The sequence below is a fragment of the Pseudomonas sp. ATCC 13867 genome (assembly GCF_000349845.1).
GTDB lineage: Bacteria > Pseudomonadota > Gammaproteobacteria > Pseudomonadales > Pseudomonadaceae > Pseudomonas.
The window spans coordinates 1,418,255-1,438,844 of the sequence record NC_020829.1 but is presented as its reverse complement, the minus strand read 5'-3'; the positions used below and the strand labels follow the sequence as shown (position 1 = coordinate 1,438,844).

Genomic DNA, 20,590 nt, shown 5'->3' with positions numbered 1-20,590 from the left:
GGAGCGTCAAAAAACCGACAAATGCGCTGCAAGGGTTCATCAAAAGCGTGATGCACTTCACGCTAAATTTTTTTTACACGAACGCCCGATATCAAAGTGACATCGATTTGCCAATTGTTTAGGATGACACGCGAATGGTCAATACATTGGCATATACACAATATCCATTTGGAATAAGCCAAGTTATTGACGTCAGATATTTCGCTCTGAATGACAGGGAATGCCCCTGGCGCCGATATGGAAAACGGCAGCCCGGTTGGCACACCAGGTAAGCCTCATCAGGAGAAGTGCATGAGCAGCGTCGTCGCCGTCGTCAAAAGCATCATCGGACAAGTGGTTGCGGTTTCCCCCGAAGGCGCCCAGCGCGTCCTTGTCGAAGGTGACCGCATCTACCAGGGCGAACAGCTGGTCACCGGCGCCGCCGGTGCCGTGACCCTGGATACCGGCGACGGCCGCGTGGTCGACCTGGGCCGCGACAGCCAGTGGAGCGGCGCCGACCTGCCGCACGCGGCGTCCGCGCGCGCGCAGCCGCAACTCTCCGTACCGAGCACCGAGGACCTGCAGAAAGCCATCGCCGCCGGTCTCGACCCGACCCAATCCCTGGCGCCCACCGCGGCGGGCCCGAGTGCTTCCAGCGGCGGCTCCGGCGCTGCCGGCGGCGGCCACAGCTTCGTGATGCTCGATGAGACTGCCGGCCGCGTCGCCCCGGACATCGGCTTCCCCACCAGCCCCGACGACCAGTCGTTCGCCCGCCAGCAGCAGAACCTGGGCCAGGACAACGACGCGCAGGACCAGCCCTCGCCGAACAATGCGCCGCGCGGACAGGACGCCACTATCCGCACCGACGAAGACACCCCGGTCAGCGGCCAACTGCGCGCCGACGACCCGGACGGCAATCCGCTGCGCTTCGAGCTCGACGACGGTCCGCGTAACGGAACCGTCGTGGTTAACGCCGACGGTTCCTACACCTACACTCCCGGGCAGAACTTCAACGGCAATGACAGCTTCACCGTGATCGTCGATGACGGCCAGGGAGGTCGCGACACCCTCACCGTCAACGTCGGCGTGAACCCGGTGAACGACGCGCCGGTTGCCCAGGACGACGGCCCGCTTCCCGTGGCCGAAGACACGGTGACCACCGGCAACGTGCTGAGCAACGACAGCGACGTCGACGGCGACACCCTGACCGTCACCGGCTTCACCTTCGGCGGCAACAGCTACGGCGCCGGCCAGACCGCGACCCTCAACGGCGTTGGCAGCCTGGTGATCAACGCCGACGGCAGCTTCACCTTTACCCCGGCGAAGGACTACAACGGCCCGGTGCCGAGCGCGACCTATACCGTCAGCGACGGCAACGCCAGCGATAGCGCGCAGTTGAGCTTCGACAACGTCAGCCCGGTGAACGATGCGCCGGTCACCGCCGACCAATCGAACACCACCGCCGAAGACACACCCGTCAGCGGCAGGATCATCGCCACCGATGCCGACCAGGACACCCTCAGCTACACCCTGAAGCCCGGCGCGGAGCCGACCCACGGCACCCTGGTGCTGAACCCGGCGACCGGCGAGTACACCTATACCCCGGACACGGATTACAACGGCGGCGACAGCTTTACCGTGGTGGTCAACGACGGCAATGGCGGCACGGTCGAGTCGGTCGTCAGCATCGATGTCACGCCGGTGAACGACGCGCCGGAAACCGCCGATCAATCCCGGACCACCGCCGAGGACACGCCGATCACCGGGCAGATCGTCGCCACCGATGCCGACCGGGACACCCTCAGCTACACCCTGAAGCCAGGCTCGGAGCCGGCCCACGGCACCCTGGTGCTGAACCCGGCGACCGGTGAGTACACCTACACCCCGGGCACGGACTACAACGGCAGCGACAGCTTTACCGTGGTGGTCAACGACGGCAATGGCGGCACGGTCGAGTCGGTCGTCAGCATCGATGTCACGCCGGTGAACGACGCGCCGGTTGCCCAGGACGACGGCCCGCTTTCCGTGACCGAAGACACGGCGACCACCGGCAACGTGCTGGGCAACGACAGCGACGTCGACGGCGACACCCTGACCGTCACCGACTTCACCTTCGACGGCAACAGCTACAACGCCGGCCAGACCGCCACCCTCAACGGCGTTGGCAGCCTGGTGATCAACGCCGACGGCAGCTTCACCTTTACCCCGGCGAAGGACTACAACGGCCCGGTGCCGAGCGCGACCTATACCGTCAGCGACGGCACCGCCACCGATACCGCGCAGTTGCACTTCGCCGACGTGACCCCGGTAGACGATGCCTCGGTACTGACCCCGGACAGCAACACTGTCGACGAGGACAGCACCGCCACCGGTAACGTGCTGAGCAATGACAGCGATGTGGATAACACGCTCAGTGTTGTCAGCTTCAGCATTGCAGGCGTAACCGGTGACTTTAACGCCGGCGATACCGCCACCCTCAACGGCGTCGGCAGCTTCACCCTGGGTAGCGATGGCAACTACACCTTCATCCCGGTGAAGGATTGGAATGGCTCGGTACCCGAAGTCACCTACACCACCAACACTGGCAGCAGCTCGACACTGAATATCACTGTGACCCCGGTGGATGATGCCTCGGCACTGACCCCGGACAGCAACACCGTCGACGAGGACAGCACCGCTACCGGTAATGTGCTGAGCAATGACAGCGATGTGGATAACACGCTCAGTGTTGTCAGCTTCAGCATTGCAGGCGTAACCGGTGACTTTAACGCCGGCGATACCGCCACCCTCAACGGCGTCGGCAGCTTCACCCTGGGTAGTGACGGTACCTACACCTTCATCCCGGTGAAGGATTGGAATGGTTCGGTACCCGAGGTCATCTACACCACCAACACCGGCAGCAGCGCCACGCTGAACATCACCGTGACCCCGGTGGATGACGCGTCGGTACTGACCCCGGACAGCAACACCGTTGACGAAGACAACACTGCCACCGGCAACGTGCTGAGCAATGACAGCGATGTGGACAATGTCCTCGCCGTCTCCAGCTTCAGCATCGCGGGTGTACAGGGCAGCTTTGCCGCCGGCAGCAGCGCGGCCCTCGCCGGTATCGGCTCACTGGTGATCAACAGCGACGGTACCTACACCTTCACCCCGGTGAAGGATTGGAACGGCTCGGTCCCCGAGGTCACCTACACCACCAACACTGGCAGCAGCTCGACACTGAATATCACCGTGACGCCGGTGGACGATGCCTCGGTACTGGCTCCCGACAGCAACACCGTCGACGAGGACAACACCGCTACCGGTAATGTGCTGAGCAACGATAGCGATGTGGACGATGTCCTTTCTGTTGCCAGCTTCAGCATCAACGGCATGACCGGCACCTTCGCCGCTGGCGATACCGCCACCCTCAACGGCGTTGGCAGCTTTACCCTGAGTAGTGACGGTACCTACACCTTCACCCCGGTGAAGGACTGGAATGGTTCGGTACCCGAGGTCACCTACACCACCAATACTGGTAGCAGCTCGACGCTGAATATCACCGTCACTCCAGTGGACGATGCCTCGGTACTGGCTCCCGACAGCAACACCGTCGACGAGGACAACACCGCTACCGGTAATGTGCTGAGCAACGATAGCGATGTGGACAATGTCCTTTCTGTTGCCAGCTTCAGCATCAACGGCATGACCGGCACCTTCGCCGCCGGCGATACCGCGACCCTCAATGGTGTCGGCAGCTTCACCCTGGGCAGCGATGGCAACTACACCTTCACCCCGGTGAAGGATTGGAACGGCTCGGTCCCCGAGGTCACCTACACCACCAACACCGGTAGCAGCTCGACGCTGAACATCACTGTGACCCCGGTGGACGACGCATCGGTACTGGCTCCCGACAGCAACACCGTCGACGAGGACAACACCGCTACCGGTAATGTGCTGAGCAACGATAGCGATGTGGACAATGTCCTTTCTGTTGCCAGCTTCAGCATCAACGGCATGACCGGCACCTTCGCTGCCGGCGATACCGCCACCCTCAACGGCGTCGGCAGCTTCACCCTGGGTAGCGATGGCAACTACACCTTCACCCCGGTGAAGGACTGGAATGGCTCGGTACCTGAAGTCACCTACACCACCAACACCGGCAGCAGCTCCACGCTGAATATCACCGTCACCCCAGTGGACGATGCACCAATCGCGCGTCCGGACAGCGCGACGGTCAACGAAGACGATTCGATCAGGATCGATGTGCTGGGCAACGACAGCGATGCCGACAACGACCCGCTGACCGTCACCGAGGTCGCGGCGAGCAATGGCCAGGTCGTGATCAACGCCGACGGCACCCTGACCTATACGCCGAAAGCCAACTTCAGCGGCACCGATACCATCACCTACAAGATCAGCGATGGCCAGGGCGGCTTCGCCACCTCGACTGTGAACGTCAACGTCATCGCCGTGGCGGACAAGCCGACCCTCGACCTGGATGGCAGCAGCGGCCGCCCGCCGGCGACCGGCCTGACCGTGGAAACCTGGACCAACCTGTCGGGGCTCGGCAGCAATGGCAGCGGCATCCCGCCGTCCACCCTGCAAGCTGTGATCGATGGCGCCGGCACGGCCGGCAGCACAAGCTCGACCAGCAGCGTGAACAACCCCAACGTCAACGCCGGCACCGCCAACAAGGTCAGCGGCCTGATCTTCCTCGAAGCCGGCCACACCTACACCTTCGCCGGCGTGGGCGACGACAGTATCCGCCTGGTCGTCGGCGGCACCAACGTCGCCGAGGCGACCTGGGCCGGCACAGGCGGCACCAGCGGCAAGTTCAGCGGCACCTTCACACCCACTGAAAGCGGCTACTACACGATCGCGCTCTACCAGCACAACCAGAACGGCCCGGGCAGCTACAACCTGACGATCTCCGACAACGGCGGCACGCCGCAGACCCTCGGCACCGACAGTGCGCTGGTCTACCACAACACCGGCGAACTCACCGTTGCGGGCGAGCGCCTGGGCGATCTGGTCGGCGACAACGGCCAGGGGCACTACACCGTCTTCGGCCCCAACGAGGGCAACGAAGACACCAGCATCCCGCTGTCGAAGATCAGCGCGGCGCTGACCGATACCGACGGTTCGGAAAACCTGTCGATCAGCATCAGTGGCATCCCCGACGGAGCCATCCTGAGCGACGGCATCCACAGCTTCACCGCCGATGCCAGCAACGGCAGCGTGGACGTCACCGGCTGGGACCTGTCCAAGCTGACCTTCACTCCGCCGGCCAACGCCAACGGCACCATCACTCTGCAGGTGAACGCCACCGCCACCGAGTCGAGCAACGGCGACAAGGCGACCACCAGCCTGCCGCTGGAGATCCAGGTCCATCCGCTCAACGATGTGCCGACCGCCACCCAGCAGAACATCGCCATCAATGAGGACGATGTGCTGAACGGGCAGATCGTCGCCAACGACGTCGACCACGACAGCCTCAGCTACACCGTCAAGACCGGCACGACCCACGGCGTCCTGATGCTCGATGGCAAGACCGGGGCGTATACCTATACCCCGGCGGCCAACTACAGCGGCCCGGACAGCTTCACCGTCACCGTCAGCGACGGCAAGGGCGGCACCGTCGACTCCGTGGTGACCCTCGACATCGCGCCGATCAACGATGCGCCGCTGTCGGTGGACGCCACCGCCAGCCTCTACGCCGGGAAGAACTACACCTTCGGCCTGAAGGACTTCGCCTTCAACGACACCGCCGATTCCGCCAATGGCCAGAACCACAGCCTGCAAAACGTGATCATCAAGGCGCTGCCGGACTCGGGCACCCTGCTGCTCGACGGAACCGCCGTGCAGGCCGGCCAGGCCATCAGCGCAAACGATGTTTCCGCCGGCAAACTGACCTTCGTGCCGGATGCCTCGGGCGCCAACGCGCACTTCAGCTTCGCCGTGCAGGACAGCGGCGGCACCGCCAACGGTGGTATCGACACTTCGGCAACCCACGGCTTCGACATCCGCGTCGGCCAGATGCAGATCCCGGAAACCACCCCCAACGGCGACAACACCCTGGTCGGCGGATCGGGCGACGACGTGATCCTCGGTGACGTCGGCGGCCTGCTGACCACCACCCAGCCGGGCACCAACTACAACATCGCCCTGATCGTCGATACCTCCGGCAGCATGAAGTTCAGCCTCGCCGGCCAGGACAACGCGGACTATGTCGACTCGCGGATGAAGCTGGTCAAGGAGGCGCTGATCAACCTGGCCAACGAGCTGAAGGACCATGACGGCGTGATCAACATCAGCCTGATCGGCTTCTCCACCGGCGCCAGTATCAAGGTCAGCATCGCCGACCTCACCAACCTCAACGTCAGCGACCTGATCGACGCCATCGGCAGGACCCAAAACACCGGCCTCCAGGCCGACGGCGGCACCCACTACCAGGCGGCCTTCGAGCAGGCGGTGAACTGGTTCAACGCCTCGGCGCAGAAGAACAACGGCTACGAGAACCTGACCCTGTTCCTCACCGACGGTGACCCGACCCAGTCGAACACCCACGGCAACGGCACCGCCACCACGGCGGACGTGGTACGCGAGTCGGTGCAGTCCTTCAGCAGCCTGAGCGGCGTCAGCGACGTCCGTGCCATCGGTATCGGCAATGGCATCAACGAGAACATCCTGAAGTTCTTCGACAACAGCAACGTGACCGGCACCGGCACGCTGAGCATCGACACCAGCACGAGCAACCTGCTGCATAACTTCAGCAGCGGCAGCCTGAGCGGCTGGGAGCTGAACAGCAAAGGCGGCGGCAACGGCACCAGCATCGACTATGGGTTCTTCAACAACCGGTTGAAGATGGTCGACAGCAACAGCAACGGTTCCACCACCGCAGCCAGCCCGAGAGCGGAGGTCACCAGCGGCACCACCTCCCGCTTCAGCTTCGACTTCAGCGAAACGCTGAACCCGCGCGACACCTTCGAGTGGCGGCTGGAGAAACTGGTGAACGGAGGCTGGAGCACCGTGTCCGACTCCGGGATCCTGGATTCGTCCACCGGCAGCACGACCATCACCACCAAGGCCGTCGGTGAAGGCACCTACCGCTTCGAGTTCATCCTCACCGACAACAGCAGTTCGGACCGAGCCACGGTCTACATCGATGACATCAAGCAGACCACCTATACGCCGAACCCGGTGAGCGGTCCGGTCGGCCAGGTGGACATCGTGAACAGCGCCAGCGAACTGCATGGCGCGCTGCACGGCGGTTCCACCAGTTCCGAACTGGCGCCCTCGGGCAGCGACAGCATCCAGGGCGGAGCCGGGGACGACATCCTCTTCGGCGACAGCATCAACACCGACCACCTGCCCTGGGGCGTCAACGGCAACCCGGTCAAGCCGGCCGACCTGCCGGCGGGCTCCGGCGTCGGCGCGCTGACGGCGTTCCTCGAACTGAAGAACGGCCATGCGGCGACCAGCGAAGAGATGTACAGCTACATCAAGGCCAACCATGCGCTGTTCAACGTCGAAGGCGATACCCGCGGCGGCAACGACACCCTGAACGGTGGCGAGGGCAACGACATCCTCTATGGTCAGGGTGGCAATGACATCCTCATCGGGGATGCCGGCAACGACATCCTGTTCGGCGGTGCCGGCAACGACCAGCTCATCGGCGGCAAGGGCAACGACATCCTCACCGGCGGTGCGGGTGCCGACACCTTCGTCTGGAAGGCCGGCGACCTGGGCAACGACACCATCACCGACTTCAAGGCCGAACAAGGTGACCGTATCGACATCAGCGACCTGCTACCGGATACCGCGCACAACGACATCCTCAGCTACCTGAAGGTGGACACCACGACCTCGACCCTGCAGGTGAGCACCACCGGCCAGATCGACACCGGCGCGGACGTCACCATCAAGCTGAGCGGCGTGGACCTGACCACCTACGGCGCCACCTCGTCGGAGATCGTCGGCAAACTGGTGGCGGGCTCCGATCCTCTGGTCAAGACTGAGCATCACTGATCCCTCGTTGCCGCCAGGCAACGAACACGTCAGGCTCTGCCATCGCGCCAGCGGCGCCATCCTTCGGGGCGGCGCCGCTGGCGTACTTTCACTTCCGACAATGGGGACGGCCCGATGCTGTACATCCAGCGCAACGCCGAGGGAAAACTGGCGCGCGTCGAAGACGCCGAATTCGATGGAATGACCGGAACGCTGCCAGCCGACCACCCGGACATCCAGGCCTGGCAAGCCGCCGAGAGCAGCCTGCTGCATCTGAAGCAGAGCGACCTGGACATGATCCGGGTGCTGGACGACCTGATCTCGGTGCTGATCACCAAGGGCGTCATCCGCATCACCGACCTGCCGCCGGCCGCGCGCTCCAAGCTGCTCAACCGCACCCAGGCCCGCGAGGCCCTGGGCGGACTGACCCGCTTGATCAATGACGATGAGGAAACGGGACTGATCTGAGGCCCCGTTTTCATTTGCAGGGAAAGGCGCCCTGCAAAGCCTGCCGGCGAAGCGCGTTTTTTGTAGGAGCGAGCTTGCTCGCGAACCGCTTAACGCCAATGTGGCCGGGTAATTCTGTTCGCGAGCAAGAACTAGGCGCCCCCCTCGATCCTACGAAGAGCAACGAGCAAAGCCCACCATCACCACGGCGCCGGCCCACCGAACAGTTGCCCCTGCGCCCCCTGAATCCCCATCTCGCGCAATACGCGGAACTCCCCGTCGGTCTCCACCCGCTCGGCGATCAGCGGCAGGTCGATGCTGTGCGCCGCACGCTGCATGGCCTCGATGAATAGACGCTTGTCGTTCTCCTGGTCGATGGCGCGGATGTGGCTGCCGTCCACCTTCAGATAGGCCAGGCCCAGGCGAGACAGGTTGCCGATCATGCTGAAGCGGCCGCCGAAATGCTGCAGGCTCAGGCTGTAGCCCAGCCCATGCAGGCGGTGGGCCAGGGCTTCGAGCACCGCCTGAGCCGGCAACTGGTCTTCCTCCAGCTCCAGGGTAAGGCGCCCGGCGAACTGAGGATGCTGCCGCAGCAGGTCGAACACCCGCGCGCTGGCGCGTTCGTCGCGCAGCAGCGCCGCCGACAGGTTCAGCGCCAGCGACCGGTCGTGGCGGGCGAGGTCGGCAAGCACGCTTTCCAGCATCAGCAGGTCAAGCCGCGCGGTCCAGCCGAAGCGGTCCAGCCAGGGCAGGAAACGCCCGGCGGCGATGTGGCCGCCCTGCCCGTCCGGCAGGCGCGAGAGGACCTTGTGGTGCAGCACCCGCTGCGGATCGGCGCAAGCCACCACCGGCTGGAAATACAACTGGAAGCGCTTGTGCGCCAGCGCCTCGTCCAGCAGCCGGTGCCAGGCATGGCGTTCCTCGGCGACCGGGCTGGCGCCATCCTGGAGGAACGCCCAGCAACGCTCGCCCTCGCGCTCGGCCAACGCCAGCGCCTCATCGGCGCGCAGCAGCAGCGTCTGCGCCGACTCGCCGGACACGAAGGGCACCAGCCCCAGGCTCGCCACCGGGCTGACATCGCTGGCACCGGTGCTGGCCAACGCCGCAAGCATGGACTCCAGGCGCATCGCCAGGTCCGGCGCCTCCTCGGGCATCAGCCCCGGCGCCAGCATCACGAACTCGCCGCCGCGGCTGCGCGCCAGGGTCAGGCCGGCGCCCAGCCCCTGTCCGGCCAGGCGCAGTTGATCGGCCACGGCCTTGAGCAACTGGTCGACGCGCGGACCACCCAGGCGCTGGTTCAGGCCGACCAGGTCGCGCACCCGCAGGATCAGCAGCAGGCCGCTGCCGACCTGGTCCTCGGCGCTCAGCCGCGCCTGCAGTTGCAGGTCGAAGAAGCGTCGGTTGCCCAGGCCGGTCAGGCTATCCTGGTAAGCCTCGTCGCGCAGCCGTTCGCTGCGCTCGGCCTGTTCCTGGAACAGCGCCTTGAGCTTCTCCACCATCTGGTTCATCGCCTGCACCACACGGCGCAGTTCCGGCGTACGCGGCAACTCCGGCACGCTGAGGAACTCGCGGCGGGCGATGGCATGGGACTGCGCCACCATGTAGTCCAGCGGTTTGAGCTGGCGGCGCAGGAGGACGGCGCCGAGCACCGCGCTGGCCACACCGCACAGGGCCAGCCAGAGCAGGCTGCCCAACGCGCTCTGCCAGAGCTTGGCGATGGCGAACATCGGGTGGCTGACGACCTCGACCCGCGCCGCCTGGGTCCAGCCACGACTGACGATGGCGTCACCGCCGGCCGAATGCAGGTCGATCAGCGAAACGAACCACTGCGGCACCCTGGCCGCCACCGTATCCGGCACGCCGGTGCGCTCGACGATCGCCTGGCCGCTGGCCAGGTCGACCACCCGAATGCTCTCGAAATAGCCACTGTCGAAGATCGAGCTGACCATCAGCTCGACCATCGCCGGATCGTCGATGTTCGGCGTCAGCGACAACCCCAGCGCCGTGGCGGCATCCTGGGCATGGGAGCGCAGTTGGTTGACGTACTGCCCACGGGAGCTTTCCAGGCTGACCATGAAGCTGCCGCTGAAGGCGACCACCAGGAACAGGCAGATGGCGATGAGCAATTGTTTGAACAGGGACATCGTGTCTCCACGCTCTCATTCGTTCAGGGGAAAGCCTTCGGCTTTCATTTTCTTCAGCAGGTCCTGCCAGCGAGACAACCGCTTGCTATCGCCGACCTGCTTGCCGCCGCTGGCGTTGGCCAGCCACAAGCCCTCGCCGTTGAAGGCGTACACCGGCTGCAGGTCGGTGCGCTGGCTGGCCGGCAGCAAGCTGCCGATCAGGTTGTCCAACACCAGTGGCACGGCATCGGGGCGGGGGTAGTACGTCAGCACCATGTGCGCCTGGTTCAGGCGCAGCGCCTTGACGTAGGTGATGCGCAGCTTCTGTGCCGGCACGCCGAGATGCCGCAGGCTGATGTACTTGGCGATGGCGAAGTCCTCGCAATCGCCGGCGCCCTTGAGCAGCGCTTCAACCGGCGTCGCCCAGTAATCCACTTCGCGCCACAGGCCGATGTCATCGGTGAAGCGCAACTGCGCGTTGAAGAAGCGGTTGACCGCCTGCAATTGTTCGCGCTCGGGCAAGCCCCTGGCGTCCTCGAGCAGGCCCTGCCAGGCATCGATGCGCGAATGCTGCTCGCCCAGCGGACCGTAGAGCGATTCAGCGCGCTGGCCGATCAGGCGGAAGTCCCACTCGCCCGGCTGCGCGCCGGCCAGCACGGCGAGCGACGTCGCCAGCGCCAGGAGCAGGGTTCCGGGACGGCTACGGCGCAACGCACGGGTGGAACGGCTGGACACGATCGCGACTTCTCGACTGCGAGGCGCCCGCCTCGCTTAGGCACACGCCGGAGCGGCATGGTGCAAGCTGTTCGCGAAAAAAACAATGGCACAATGCAATCAAGCATTGCGCCATTGTCGGTTGGCGGGGAATGGAGCGGGATCAGCTCTTCCGCGGCGGCGTGACGATGTCGAACCAGAACTCGAAGTCGTCGAGCATGCCGAACAGCTTCGCCAGCAGCAGCGGGTTGCCGGAACTCTTGAGCTTGCCCTCGGCCACCAGACTCACCGGCGAGACTTGCTTGAGCAGCAGGCGGTTGAGGTCGGCGCGGTCGATGGTTACGGTCTGCCCGGCGTTCTCGCTCTGCACGCCCTTGATATTGTTCAGGTGCGAGTTCTTCAGCTCCAGCAGGTACTGCTCCTTCACGTCCGGCAGCACCAGGTTGATGCCCAGGTCCTCGCCCTCGGCCTTCTGTGCGTTCAGGCGCACGCCGAGGTAGTCGAACAGCAGGCCGGTATCCATCGCCGCCAGGGCGTCGGAACTGGTGACCCGCAGCGACGGCTGGTCACGCGGCACGCCGTTGCGCAGTTCCTGCGCGGCCACCAGGTAGCTGTTGCGCCAGCCGGCATTCTCCGCCTGGTAGCCGAGCTGCTCCAGGGCGTCGGCCTGCAGGGCACGGGCGGCCTGGTTGGACGGGTCGGCGAAGACCAGCTTGTTGACCACCTCGACCACCCAGCGGTACTCGCCCTTGTCGTAGGACTGTTTCGCCAGTTGCAGCAGGTGGTCGGCGCCGCCCATGAACTCCACGTACTTCTTCGCCGAATCTTCCGGCGCCAGCGGGTCGAGGGTCGCCGGGTTGCCGTCGTAGTAGCCCAGGTACTTGTTCACCACCGCCCGCACGTTGTGGCTGACGCTGCCGTGGTAGCCCCGGTTATACCACTCGTTGGCCAGCTCCGGCGGCACCTGGAAGCGCTCGTGGATCTGGTTGATGGTCACGCCCTGGTTGGCCAGATACAGGGTCTGGTCGTTCAGGTAACCGTACATGTCACGCTGTTTTTCCAGGGTGTGGACGATGTCGTCGTGCCCCCAGCGCGGCCAGTTGTGCGAGGCGAGCATCACCTCGGCCTTGTCGCCGTAACGGTGCAGCGCCTCGTTGATGTACTTGCTCCAGCCCAATGCGTCGCGGGTTTCGGCACCGCGCAGGGTATAGAGGTTATGCAGCGTACCGGTGACGTTCTCGGCCATCAGCAGCGCCTTCTGCTGCGGCAGCCAGACGTTCATTTCCGCTGGCGACTCGGTGCCCGGCGTGTTCTGGAAGGTGACGGGCACGCCGTCGATCTCCAGCTCCTGCAGGTCGCCCTCGATGACCTTGGTCGGTGCGAGGATGCTCAACGGCCCGCGCGCCACGCCCTTGCCGATGGCCATGTCGACCTGGCCCTGCTCGCCCTTGGGCAGCAGGGTGCCGTACTGGTAGGTGGCGCGACGGATCATGGCGTTGCCGGCCAGCACGTTCTCCTTGATGGCCGCCTCCATGAAGCCTTTGGGCGCGATGATCTGCACCTCGCCCTTGTCGACCTGCTCCGGGGTCACCAGCCCCTTCACCCCGCCGAAATGGTCGACGTGGGCGTGGGTATAGATGACCGCGCGGATCGGCTTCTGTCCCAGCTCCTGGCTGACCAGCGCATAGGCCGCCTTGGCGGTGGCCGGGGTGGTCAGGGTGTCGATGACGATCCAGCCGCTCTTGCCCTCGACGAAGGTGATGTTGGCCAGGTCGAAGCCGCGCACCTGGTAGATGCCGTCGGTGACCTTGTACAGGCCGTACTTCAGGTTCAGCACGGCCTGGCGCTGCAGGCTCGGGTTGACGCTGCCGATATCCTTGCCGCTATTGAGGAAGTCATAGCTGCCCAGTTGCCAGGCGACGCTGCCGTCCTCGTTCTTGATCACCAGGTTGTCCGGGCGCTTGAGCAGCCCCTTCTCCACGCGATCGAAATCGGCGCGGTCGGAAAACGGCAGCGTCTCGCGCACCTTCTGCTGGGCGGCGAGGGTGAACTCGGTGGGCGGCTTGGGTAGCTCGGCGGCGGCGAGCAGGCCCGGACAAAGGCTGGCCAGCAGGATGGCGGCGGAAAGGCGGGACATCGATGAACTCCGGTATTTGTTGTTGTGCTCGCACTATGCCGGTCGTTTCTATCATAATTCCAATGCATTCCAACCAAACAATCAATGCAGAAACCGCATGAACGACCTTCGCCAGCTACGCCATTTCGTCGCTCTCGCCGAACACGGCCATTTCGCCCGTGCCGCCGATGCGGTGAACCTCAGCCAACCCGCCCTGTCCCGCAGCATCCAGGCGCTGGAGGGGCGGTTGAACTGCCAGCTGGTGGACCGCAACCCACGCGGCGTCACCCTCACCGCCCACGGCCGGTTGGTGCTGGAGCATGCCCGCCGCCTGCTGGCCGGCGACCGCGCCCTGAAGAACGCCGTGCTGCAACTGGCGGACCTGGAAACCGGCGAACTGCGCCTGGGCGCCGGCCCCTTCCCCGCCGCGCGGCTGATGCCGCAGGTGCTCGCGCGCTACAGCAGCGCGCACCCGCGAGTGTCGATCCTGCTTTCCATCGAGAACTGGATCGAGCTGCACCAGCGTCTGCTGGACGATGAGCTGGAGCTCTTCATCGCCGACTACCGCGAGCTGGAAGGCGACAGCCGCCTCGACATCCTGCCGCTGCGTGTACATCGCAGCGTACTGTTCTGCCGGCCGGGGCATCCCCTGATCGACACGCGGCCCTCGGTCGAACGCCTGCTCGACTACCCGCTGGCCGGCCCGCGCCTGCCGCGCGACGCTCAGGAGCGCCTGGCCCGGAACCTCGGGCGTGAGCAACCGCTGAGCGTGCAATGCGATGACGTACTGATGCTCAAGGAGCTGGTGAAAGGCAGCGACGTACTCTGCCTCGCCACCTGGGACGTGGTGGCCGAAGACGTACAGGCCGGGCGCTTGGCCGTGCTGCCCTGGCCCAACCGCGACGATGCTTCCGCGCGCGGCTCCGCCTATGCCCTGGTGCGTCATGCCAGCCGCAGCCTATCGCCTGCGGCCAACCAGTTCGTCGCGTTGTTGCTGGAGGAGGACGCGGCGTTTCGCGCCGCGCCCTGACCGCCACGGCTCAGCGGCTCCAGCCCTTGTAGCGATCGTGATCGCGGTCGTGGTAGTCCCGGCGGTAATCACGGTGCGGGCGGTCATTCCAGTCGCGGTCATGCCAGCCGCGATCGTGGTCGTGCTCATGGATCACGCAACCGGTCAATGGAAGGATGAGCAGTACAGCAGCGAAGATGCGACGCATGGCGCCTCCTGAAACGAGCCGGCGGCCCTCGCCGGAATGCGGGGCGATACTTCTTCCGGTCTCGCAGGATCAGACACTTCGGTCAGGCGCCGGTGCGGTGCTGCAAGGTAAAGCTTCGGTAAATCAGCCGTTTACAGTTTCCAGGCGGCGCTGGCGGCGGCTCTGCAGGTGCAGCACGCCGAACAGCAAAACCTGCAACTGCTCGCCCAGCGAACGACCGCGCGCCAGCAGCAATACCTCGCCGACATGCGCCAGCAGCATCACGCCGGACACCCACAGCAACGGGCGATGCAACTCGCCGAAGGGGTAGGCGAGATTGAGGACGGCGGCGAGCCAGAACATGGCCAGCGCGCCCTTGGCGAAACTCAGCAATTCGGACATGACGATCTTTCCCTGGATTAAGGTCGGAGCAGTCTGCCGTCCGGCTCGTCCTGAATGCTCCTGTCTTTCGACTGGCGGTGCATTTCGCCGAGGCAGCATGCCCTGTTCGCGAGCAAGCTCGCTCCTACAGGTATGCACGGGTGCGTCCTTCGTAGGAGCGAGCTTGCTCGCGAACCCGGTACCACACCGAACCCGCCGGCTGACCTTACCCACCGAACTGCCCCAACTCATGGAAGCCCGGCCCGGTTGAAGCTAGAGTCCGACCAACACCCCCGCCGCAAGGAGCGGCCATGCCCGAACTCAGCCACCAGCAGGCGCAGCGCCGCGTCGACGACATCCTTGCCTTCGAGCGGGAGCTGCAACGCCTGAACGACGAGGGCGCCCTCGCCCTCGATGCCGCGCAACGCGAACGCCTGCGCGACCACCAGCACCGCCTGCTCGCCGACTACCGCGCACGTTTCGACATCGACCGCGACAGCCAGGACCATCGGCTGTCGCTGGGCATGCGCATCGCGTCCTTCCTCGGCGCGCTGGCCCTGGCGGCCAGCCTGTTCTTCCTCTTCTACCAGTTCTGGGGGCTGTTCGCGGAAACCGCCCAGGTACTCATCCTCATCGCCGCGTCCCTTGGCAGCCTGCTGCTCACCCTCGTCCTGCAGCGCCGCGACGCCTCCGGCTATTTCGCCAGGCTCGGCGCCATGCTGGCCTTCGCCTGCCTGGTGCTGAACGTGGTGATGGTCGGGCAGATCTTCAACATCACGCCCTCGGACAAGGCCCTGCTGCCCTGGGCCGCCTACGCCCTGCTGCTGGCCTACACCTGCAACGCCCGCCTGCTGCTGGCCGCCGCGCTGATCTGCGTGATGGGCTACGTCGCCGCGCGGGTCGGCACCTGGAGCGGCGTGTACTGGCTGGACGTGGGCGAGCGCCCGGAAAACTTCTTCCCCGCCGCCCTGCTGATCTTCCTCGTACCATCATTCATCGGCCAGGGACGCTTCGACGGCTTCGCCGCGATCTACCGGGTGTTCGGCCTGCTCGGGCTGTTCCTGCCGATGCTGGTGCTGGCCAACTGGGGCGGCGGCAGCTACCTGGCGCTGGGTTCCGGCACGGTGGAAAACCTCTACCAGGTGCTCGGCTTCGTCGCCTCGGGGCTGGTCATCTGGCTCGGCGCACGCCGCGAATGGCCGGAGGTGGTGAATACCGGGCTGACCTTCTTCGTGGTGTTCCTCTACACCAAGTTCTTCGACTGGTGGTGGGAGGTGATGCCCAAGTATCTGTTCTTCCTCGTGCTCGGCCTGTGCGCGGTGCTGATCCTGCTGGTACTGCGCCGCCTGCGCAGCGCCCACGGCCTGCTGGGAGGGAACCGTCCATGAACTGGACCCGCACCCATGCGCTGCTCGGCGGCGTCGGGCTGATCCTGCTGGTCAACGCCGTGGCGCTCGGCGGCGTGGCCTGGAACCGCTCGGGCGAGCCGGACAGCCGGCTCCCCCTCACCCAGCGCGAGCTGGATCGCAACAGTTCCTGGCACAACGAGAACAGCGGCCTGAGCCTGCGCCTGCGCTGGCGCACGCCCACCCGGGATGAGGGCACGCGGCACAACCGTGGCTGGCTGCCGGCCATCGACGCGCAGAAGATGGCCAGGCTGGGCTTCGCCATGCCCGCGCAGGTGGACGACGACAGCGCTCCGCGCTTCAGCCGCCAGCAATCGCGCGATGCCCTGCTGGTGCTGGAACTGGACGGCCCGCTGTACCAGCGCGAAGTGCAGCTGACGCGCAAGCGCCTCGACGAGGCTCGCCAAGCCGCCGACGCCGCCCCGCAGAATGCCCGCCTCGCCGATGAGCGAGACTTCATCCGCCGCGAACTGGACAGCGAGGAGAAGACCGACACGCGCCTGTTGCTCAAGGACGTCGGGCTGGACCTCAAGGCCCTGCGCGCCCAGTACCCCGATCGCCAGCGCTACCTGATCGTCCACGGCCGCGTGCGCCCCGTCTCCAACTACTACCAGCACATCTGGACGCTCGGCGGCACCGCCAGCGCCATCGGCACCGACAGCATCAACGTGCCGTACCAATGGCGCGAGCGCCTGGACCGGATCACCACGCAACCCCACCGGGCGGCGGACGGCCGCGCCCAGCCGTTCATTGCCGAAGTCGCCTTCGGCCGGCGCCTGGAACCCTGGATCGAGCGCATCGACATGCCCTGACCGACGCCCGCCGCGCCGATCCGAATCCGCTTGCGCGATACGGGGCGGCGCTGCACCCTGTGCGCCCGCCTCACCGCCATTGCTCGCCCTGACCGGCCATGAACGACGTCACCCCCGATCCCAGCCGCTGCCCACTCTGCGGCCAGTCCAACCGTTGCAGCCAGGCCGACCCGGCACTGGAAGGCCAGGACTGCTGGTGCTTCAGCACGCCCATCGAGCGCACCGCGCTGGAGCGCATCCCGCCCGAATCCGTCGACCGCGCCTGCCTCTGCCCTCGCTGCGCCGCCGGGCTGAAGGGCGACGAGAACGTCTGATGCGCCTGGACCGCTTCATCGCCAACCTGCCCCACCTGAACCGCCAGCAGGCCCGTCAACTGCTCGCCGAAGGCCGCCTGCGCGTGGATGGCCAGGTGGTGCGCGAGGGTCGCCACGAGGTGCGCGAGTTCTCCCGCGTGGAACTGGACGACGACCTGCTACAGGCCGGCAAGCCGGCGCGCTACGTCATGATGCACAAGCCCGCCGGCTGTGTCAGCGCCACCCGCGACGCCGAGCACCGCACCGTGCTCGACCTGCTGGACGAGCCGGACAAGCACGAACTGCACATCGGCGGCCGCCTGGACTACAACACCACCGGCCTGCTGCTGATCACCAACGACGGCCAGTGGTCGCGACGCATGACCCTGCCGGGGCGCAAGCTGCCCAAGGTCTATTACGTCGAGACCCAGGACCCGATCGAAGCGCACTACGCGCAGGCCTTCGAGCAAGGCCTGTACTTCGCCTTCGAAGACCTCACCACCCTGCCCGCTCAGCTGGAAATCCTCGACACCCGCGCCGCGCGCCTGACCCTGCACGAAGGCCGCTACCACCAGGTCAAGCGCATGTTCGGCCACTTCCAGAACAAGGTGACCCGCCTGCACCGCGAGAGCATGGGCAGCCTCGTGCTCGATCCGGCATTGCAACCCGGCCAGTATCGCGCGCTGACGGCGCAGGAGATCACGGAGCTGGGGTGATCGGGTACTTGCAGGAGCGAGCTTGCTCGCGAACCTCCAGGCATTGGAGCTGCCGGCTGATTCTGTTCGCGAGCAAGTTCGCTCCTACATGAAAAGCACTTCGCGCCGAGGCCTGCCCCACACTCTGCCAATTCCCCCCGCGCACCGTTCAGCCCGGCGGTTTGCAGCCGTCGCTGCGGCTTGGCTAAGCTCCAGTCAAATCCGCGTCCCAAGGAAAGGTGATGAAGAAACTGTCGGTCGCCCTGCTGCTCGCCCTGAGCGCCAGTGTCGCCATCGCAACCCCGAGCAAGCCCTCGCCGCTGTCCGACCTGCAGGCAGCGCTGAAGACGCTCAAGCCCGGCCAGTACCTCTGGTACCCGGAGATTTCCCCGGCCGGCCCGGTAACGCTGGTGGTCAGCCTCACCGAGCAACGCGCCTACGTGTACCGCAACGGCATCGCCATCGGCGTGGCCACGGTCAGCACCGGCAAGAAGGGCAAGGAAACCCCCACCGGCGTGTTCTCCATCCTGCAGAAGAAAGTCGAGTACCACTCCGACCTCTACAACAGCGCGCCCATGCCCTACATGCAGCGCCTGACCTGGGACGGCATCGCCCTGCACGCCGGCAATCTCCCCGGCTACCCGGCCTCCCACGGCTGCATCCGCCTGCCGATGGCCTTCGCCAAGAAGCTCTACGAAGTCACCGGCTTCAGCTCCACCACCGTGATCATCTCCGACGCCAAGAGCTCGCCCGTGGAGGTCTATCACCCCGGCCTGCTCGCCCCCATCGTCAGTGAGGGACGCCCCGCCGGCCCGCACGACGACAGTGGCATGGTGGTGCCGTTCTGGAGCGATCCGGGGGTGGAGAAAGGCCCGCTCTCCGTGCTGATCAGCCGCGCCGACCGCCGCGCCTATGTCTACCGCGGCGGCCTGCAGATCGGTACCGCCCCGGTGGCCTTCGAGCATCCCGAGGAAAAAACCGGCGTCGCCGCCTTCTCGCTGATGGAGAAGCCGACCCAGAGCGAAATCGACAGCCAGAGCCCCAACCTGCGCTGGACCACCGTGCAGGTCAGCGACCCGCAGAAAGGCCTGACACCCGCCGAGCAACTGGGCAAGTTCAGCATGGACCGCGAGTTCCTGCGCAGCCTGCTGACGAGCATGGATGTCGGCAGCACCCTGATCATCACCGACCTGCCGTCCACGCGCGCCATGCGCAGCAACCCGGACTTCACGGTGATCACTACCAACGACCGGCAGGCGGAACAGAAGCCGGTCAAGAACCAGCCGGTCAACTGACGTCATGGCGCGGCGCACCACCTGCCCCGCGCCGTTCCGGATTCCCCCCTATCGCCCATCGGCGGCACCCGCGCGCCCACCTGCGCCCTGCGGCAATCGGGCAACCCTGGCCATGTGCCGGCGTCCGGATCAACGGCACTCATCGCCCTGCCGCGCCGGCCGAAAGACTTCGAAACAGCGTGTGCACAGGCGATGACGCCAGGAAAGATTCGCAGCCTGGCGTTCCTGCGCCAGACAAGGTTCCGCAGCGCCAAACCTGCGTATTTACCGACGGGCGGGTTCGAAAATGCTTAAAAAACAACCACACCACTGGTCAAAAATCGCGCACAATGCGGCGTTTCCCAGAAAAAACCATATCGATTCAACGGGAATGTTGTATTCATGCTGACTTTTTCGAAGTTACGGGGGATCTTCCGGATCACTGTCGCCAGCACCGCGCTCTTCGCGTTCGGTAGCTGGCAACCTGCGTCCGCCGCCCGCCTGCCGACGGCCGAGGAACTGCACCGCCTCGCCCCCGCCACCACTACCGAAACGCTGCGCCTGGCGCTCAACGCCCTGCAGTGCGCCAGCACCCAGTTGGGCGGCGACAACCAGTTGCTGACCGTCATCGACTACTCCAAGCCCTCGCGCGACAAGCGCCTGTGGGTCTTCGATCTCAAGCAGCGCAAGCTGCTGTTCGAGGAATGGGTCGCCCACGGCAAGAAAAGTGGCGCTGACTTGGCCACCTCGTTCTCCAACCGTCCCGAGAGCAACCAGTCCTCCATCGGTCTCTACCAGACCGGCCAGACCTACAGCGGCAAGCACGGCCGCTCGCTGCGCCTGCTGGGGCTGGAACCGGGCTTCAACGACAACAGCGAAGAGCGCGCCATCGTCATGCATGCCGCCGCCTACGCCGATCCCAAGGTCGTCCCCGGCCTCGGCCGTCTCGGCCGCAGCCTGGGCTGCCCGGCGGTGCGCCCGCAGGTGGCGCAGAAGCTGATCGACACGGTGAAGAACGGCAGCTACGTGTTCGCCTACTACCCCCAGCAGGAATGGCTGAAGAACTCGCAGTTCCTCGCCGGCCAAAGCTGCACCGTGGCGAAGACCCCGCGCAACACCCGTTACGCGCAGAACCTCGCCAACCGCTGAGGGGCACGTGCGG

General features: G+C 65.5%; 14 protein-coding genes. 9 read left to right on the top strand and 5 right to left on the bottom strand.

What is annotated here, in order from left to right:
• Positions 1-291 precede the first annotated feature (291 nt).
• Together H681_RS06570 and H681_RS06565 are read left to right on the top strand one after the other, a co-directional pair.
• Positions 292-7,992 (top strand): retention module-containing protein, encoded by a 7,701-nt coding sequence (locus H681_RS06570; protein ID WP_015476061.1) that lies wholly within the window; start codon positions 292-294, stop codon positions 7,990-7,992.
• Between the two features lie 114 nt (positions 7,993-8,106).
• The gene (locus H681_RS06565) at positions 8,107-8,439 is read left to right on the top strand and encodes a hypothetical protein (RefSeq protein WP_015476060.1); all 333 of its coding nucleotides are present in this window, start codon (positions 8,107-8,109) and stop codon (positions 8,437-8,439) included.
• Between the two features lie 179 nt (positions 8,440-8,618).
• Here H681_RS06565 and lapD read toward each other — a convergent pair whose 3' ends face one another.
• The 3 genes from lapD to H681_RS06550 form a co-directional block, all read right to left on the bottom strand.
• Complete coding sequence (lapD, locus tag H681_RS06560; protein WP_015476059.1) at positions 8,619-10,562, bottom strand: cyclic di-GMP receptor LapD; 1,944 nt, start codon at positions 10,560-10,562, stop codon at positions 8,619-8,621.
• 15 nt (positions 10,563-10,577) lie between these two features.
• Positions 10,578-11,228 (bottom strand): cysteine protease LapG, encoded by a 651-nt coding sequence (lapG, locus tag H681_RS06555; protein WP_041712469.1) that lies wholly within the window; start codon positions 11,226-11,228, stop codon positions 10,578-10,580.
• Positions 11,229-11,418: 190 nt separating this feature from the next.
• Positions 11,419-13,392: an alkyl/aryl-sulfatase gene (locus H681_RS06550; RefSeq protein WP_015476057.1), complete on the bottom strand. Its 1,974-nt coding sequence runs from the start codon at positions 13,390-13,392 to the stop codon at positions 11,419-11,421.
• Between the two features lie 97 nt (positions 13,393-13,489).
• On the opposite strand from H681_RS06550, the gene H681_RS06545 reads away from it, so the two are divergent.
• Entirely contained in the window at positions 13,490-14,401 is a 912-nt protein-coding gene (locus H681_RS06545) for a LysR family transcriptional regulator (RefSeq protein ID WP_015476056.1), read from the top strand.
• Between the two features lie 10 nt (positions 14,402-14,411).
• On the opposite strand, the gene H681_RS26610 is transcribed toward H681_RS06545, so the two are convergent.
• Together H681_RS26610 and H681_RS06540 are read right to left on the bottom strand one after the other, a co-directional pair.
• The gene (locus tag H681_RS26610; RefSeq protein ID WP_167650134.1) at positions 14,412-14,588 is read right to left on the bottom strand and encodes a hypothetical protein; all 177 of its coding nucleotides are present in this window, start codon (positions 14,586-14,588) and stop codon (positions 14,412-14,414) included.
• Between the two features lie 123 nt (positions 14,589-14,711).
• Positions 14,712-14,969, bottom strand: a complete 258-nt coding sequence (locus H681_RS06540) for a DUF1145 domain-containing protein (protein ID WP_015476055.1) — start codon at positions 14,967-14,969, stop codon at positions 14,712-14,714.
• A 290-nt stretch (positions 14,970-15,259) separates the two neighbouring features.
• Here H681_RS06540 and H681_RS06535 point away from each other — a divergent pair, with 290 nt between their 5' ends.
• The 6 genes from H681_RS06535 (at position 15,260) to H681_RS06510 (ending at position 20,577) form a co-directional block, all read left to right on the top strand.
• The gene (locus tag H681_RS06535; RefSeq protein WP_015476054.1) at positions 15,260-16,336 is read left to right on the top strand and encodes a DUF2157 domain-containing protein; all 1,077 of its coding nucleotides are present in this window, start codon (positions 15,260-15,262) and stop codon (positions 16,334-16,336) included.
• The gene (locus H681_RS06530) at positions 16,333-17,166 is read left to right on the top strand and encodes a DUF4824 family protein (protein ID WP_015476053.1); all 834 of its coding nucleotides are present in this window, start codon (positions 16,333-16,335) and stop codon (positions 17,164-17,166) included. The genes H681_RS06535 and H681_RS06530 overlap by 4 nt, the downstream gene beginning before the upstream one ends.
• A 98-nt stretch (positions 17,167-17,264) precedes the next feature.
• On the top strand, positions 17,265-17,480 hold the full coding sequence (locus H681_RS06525) for a cysteine-rich CWC family protein (protein ID WP_015476052.1): 216 nt from the start codon (positions 17,265-17,267) through the stop codon (positions 17,478-17,480).
• Positions 17,480-18,175: a pseudouridine synthase gene (locus H681_RS06520; RefSeq protein ID WP_015476051.1), complete on the top strand. Its 696-nt coding sequence runs from the start codon at positions 17,480-17,482 to the stop codon at positions 18,173-18,175. Before H681_RS06525 ends, H681_RS06520 begins: the two co-directional genes overlap by 1 nt.
• Positions 18,176-18,396: 221 nt before the next feature.
• Positions 18,397-19,449, top strand: a complete 1,053-nt coding sequence (locus tag H681_RS06515; protein WP_015476050.1) for a L,D-transpeptidase — start codon at positions 18,397-18,399, stop codon at positions 19,447-19,449.
• Positions 19,450-19,830: 381 nt separating this feature from the next.
• Positions 19,831-20,577, top strand: coding sequence for a murein L,D-transpeptidase catalytic domain family protein (locus H681_RS06510; protein WP_015476049.1), 747 nt, complete (start codon positions 19,831-19,833; stop codon positions 20,575-20,577).
• Positions 20,578-20,590: the final 13 nt, after the last annotated feature.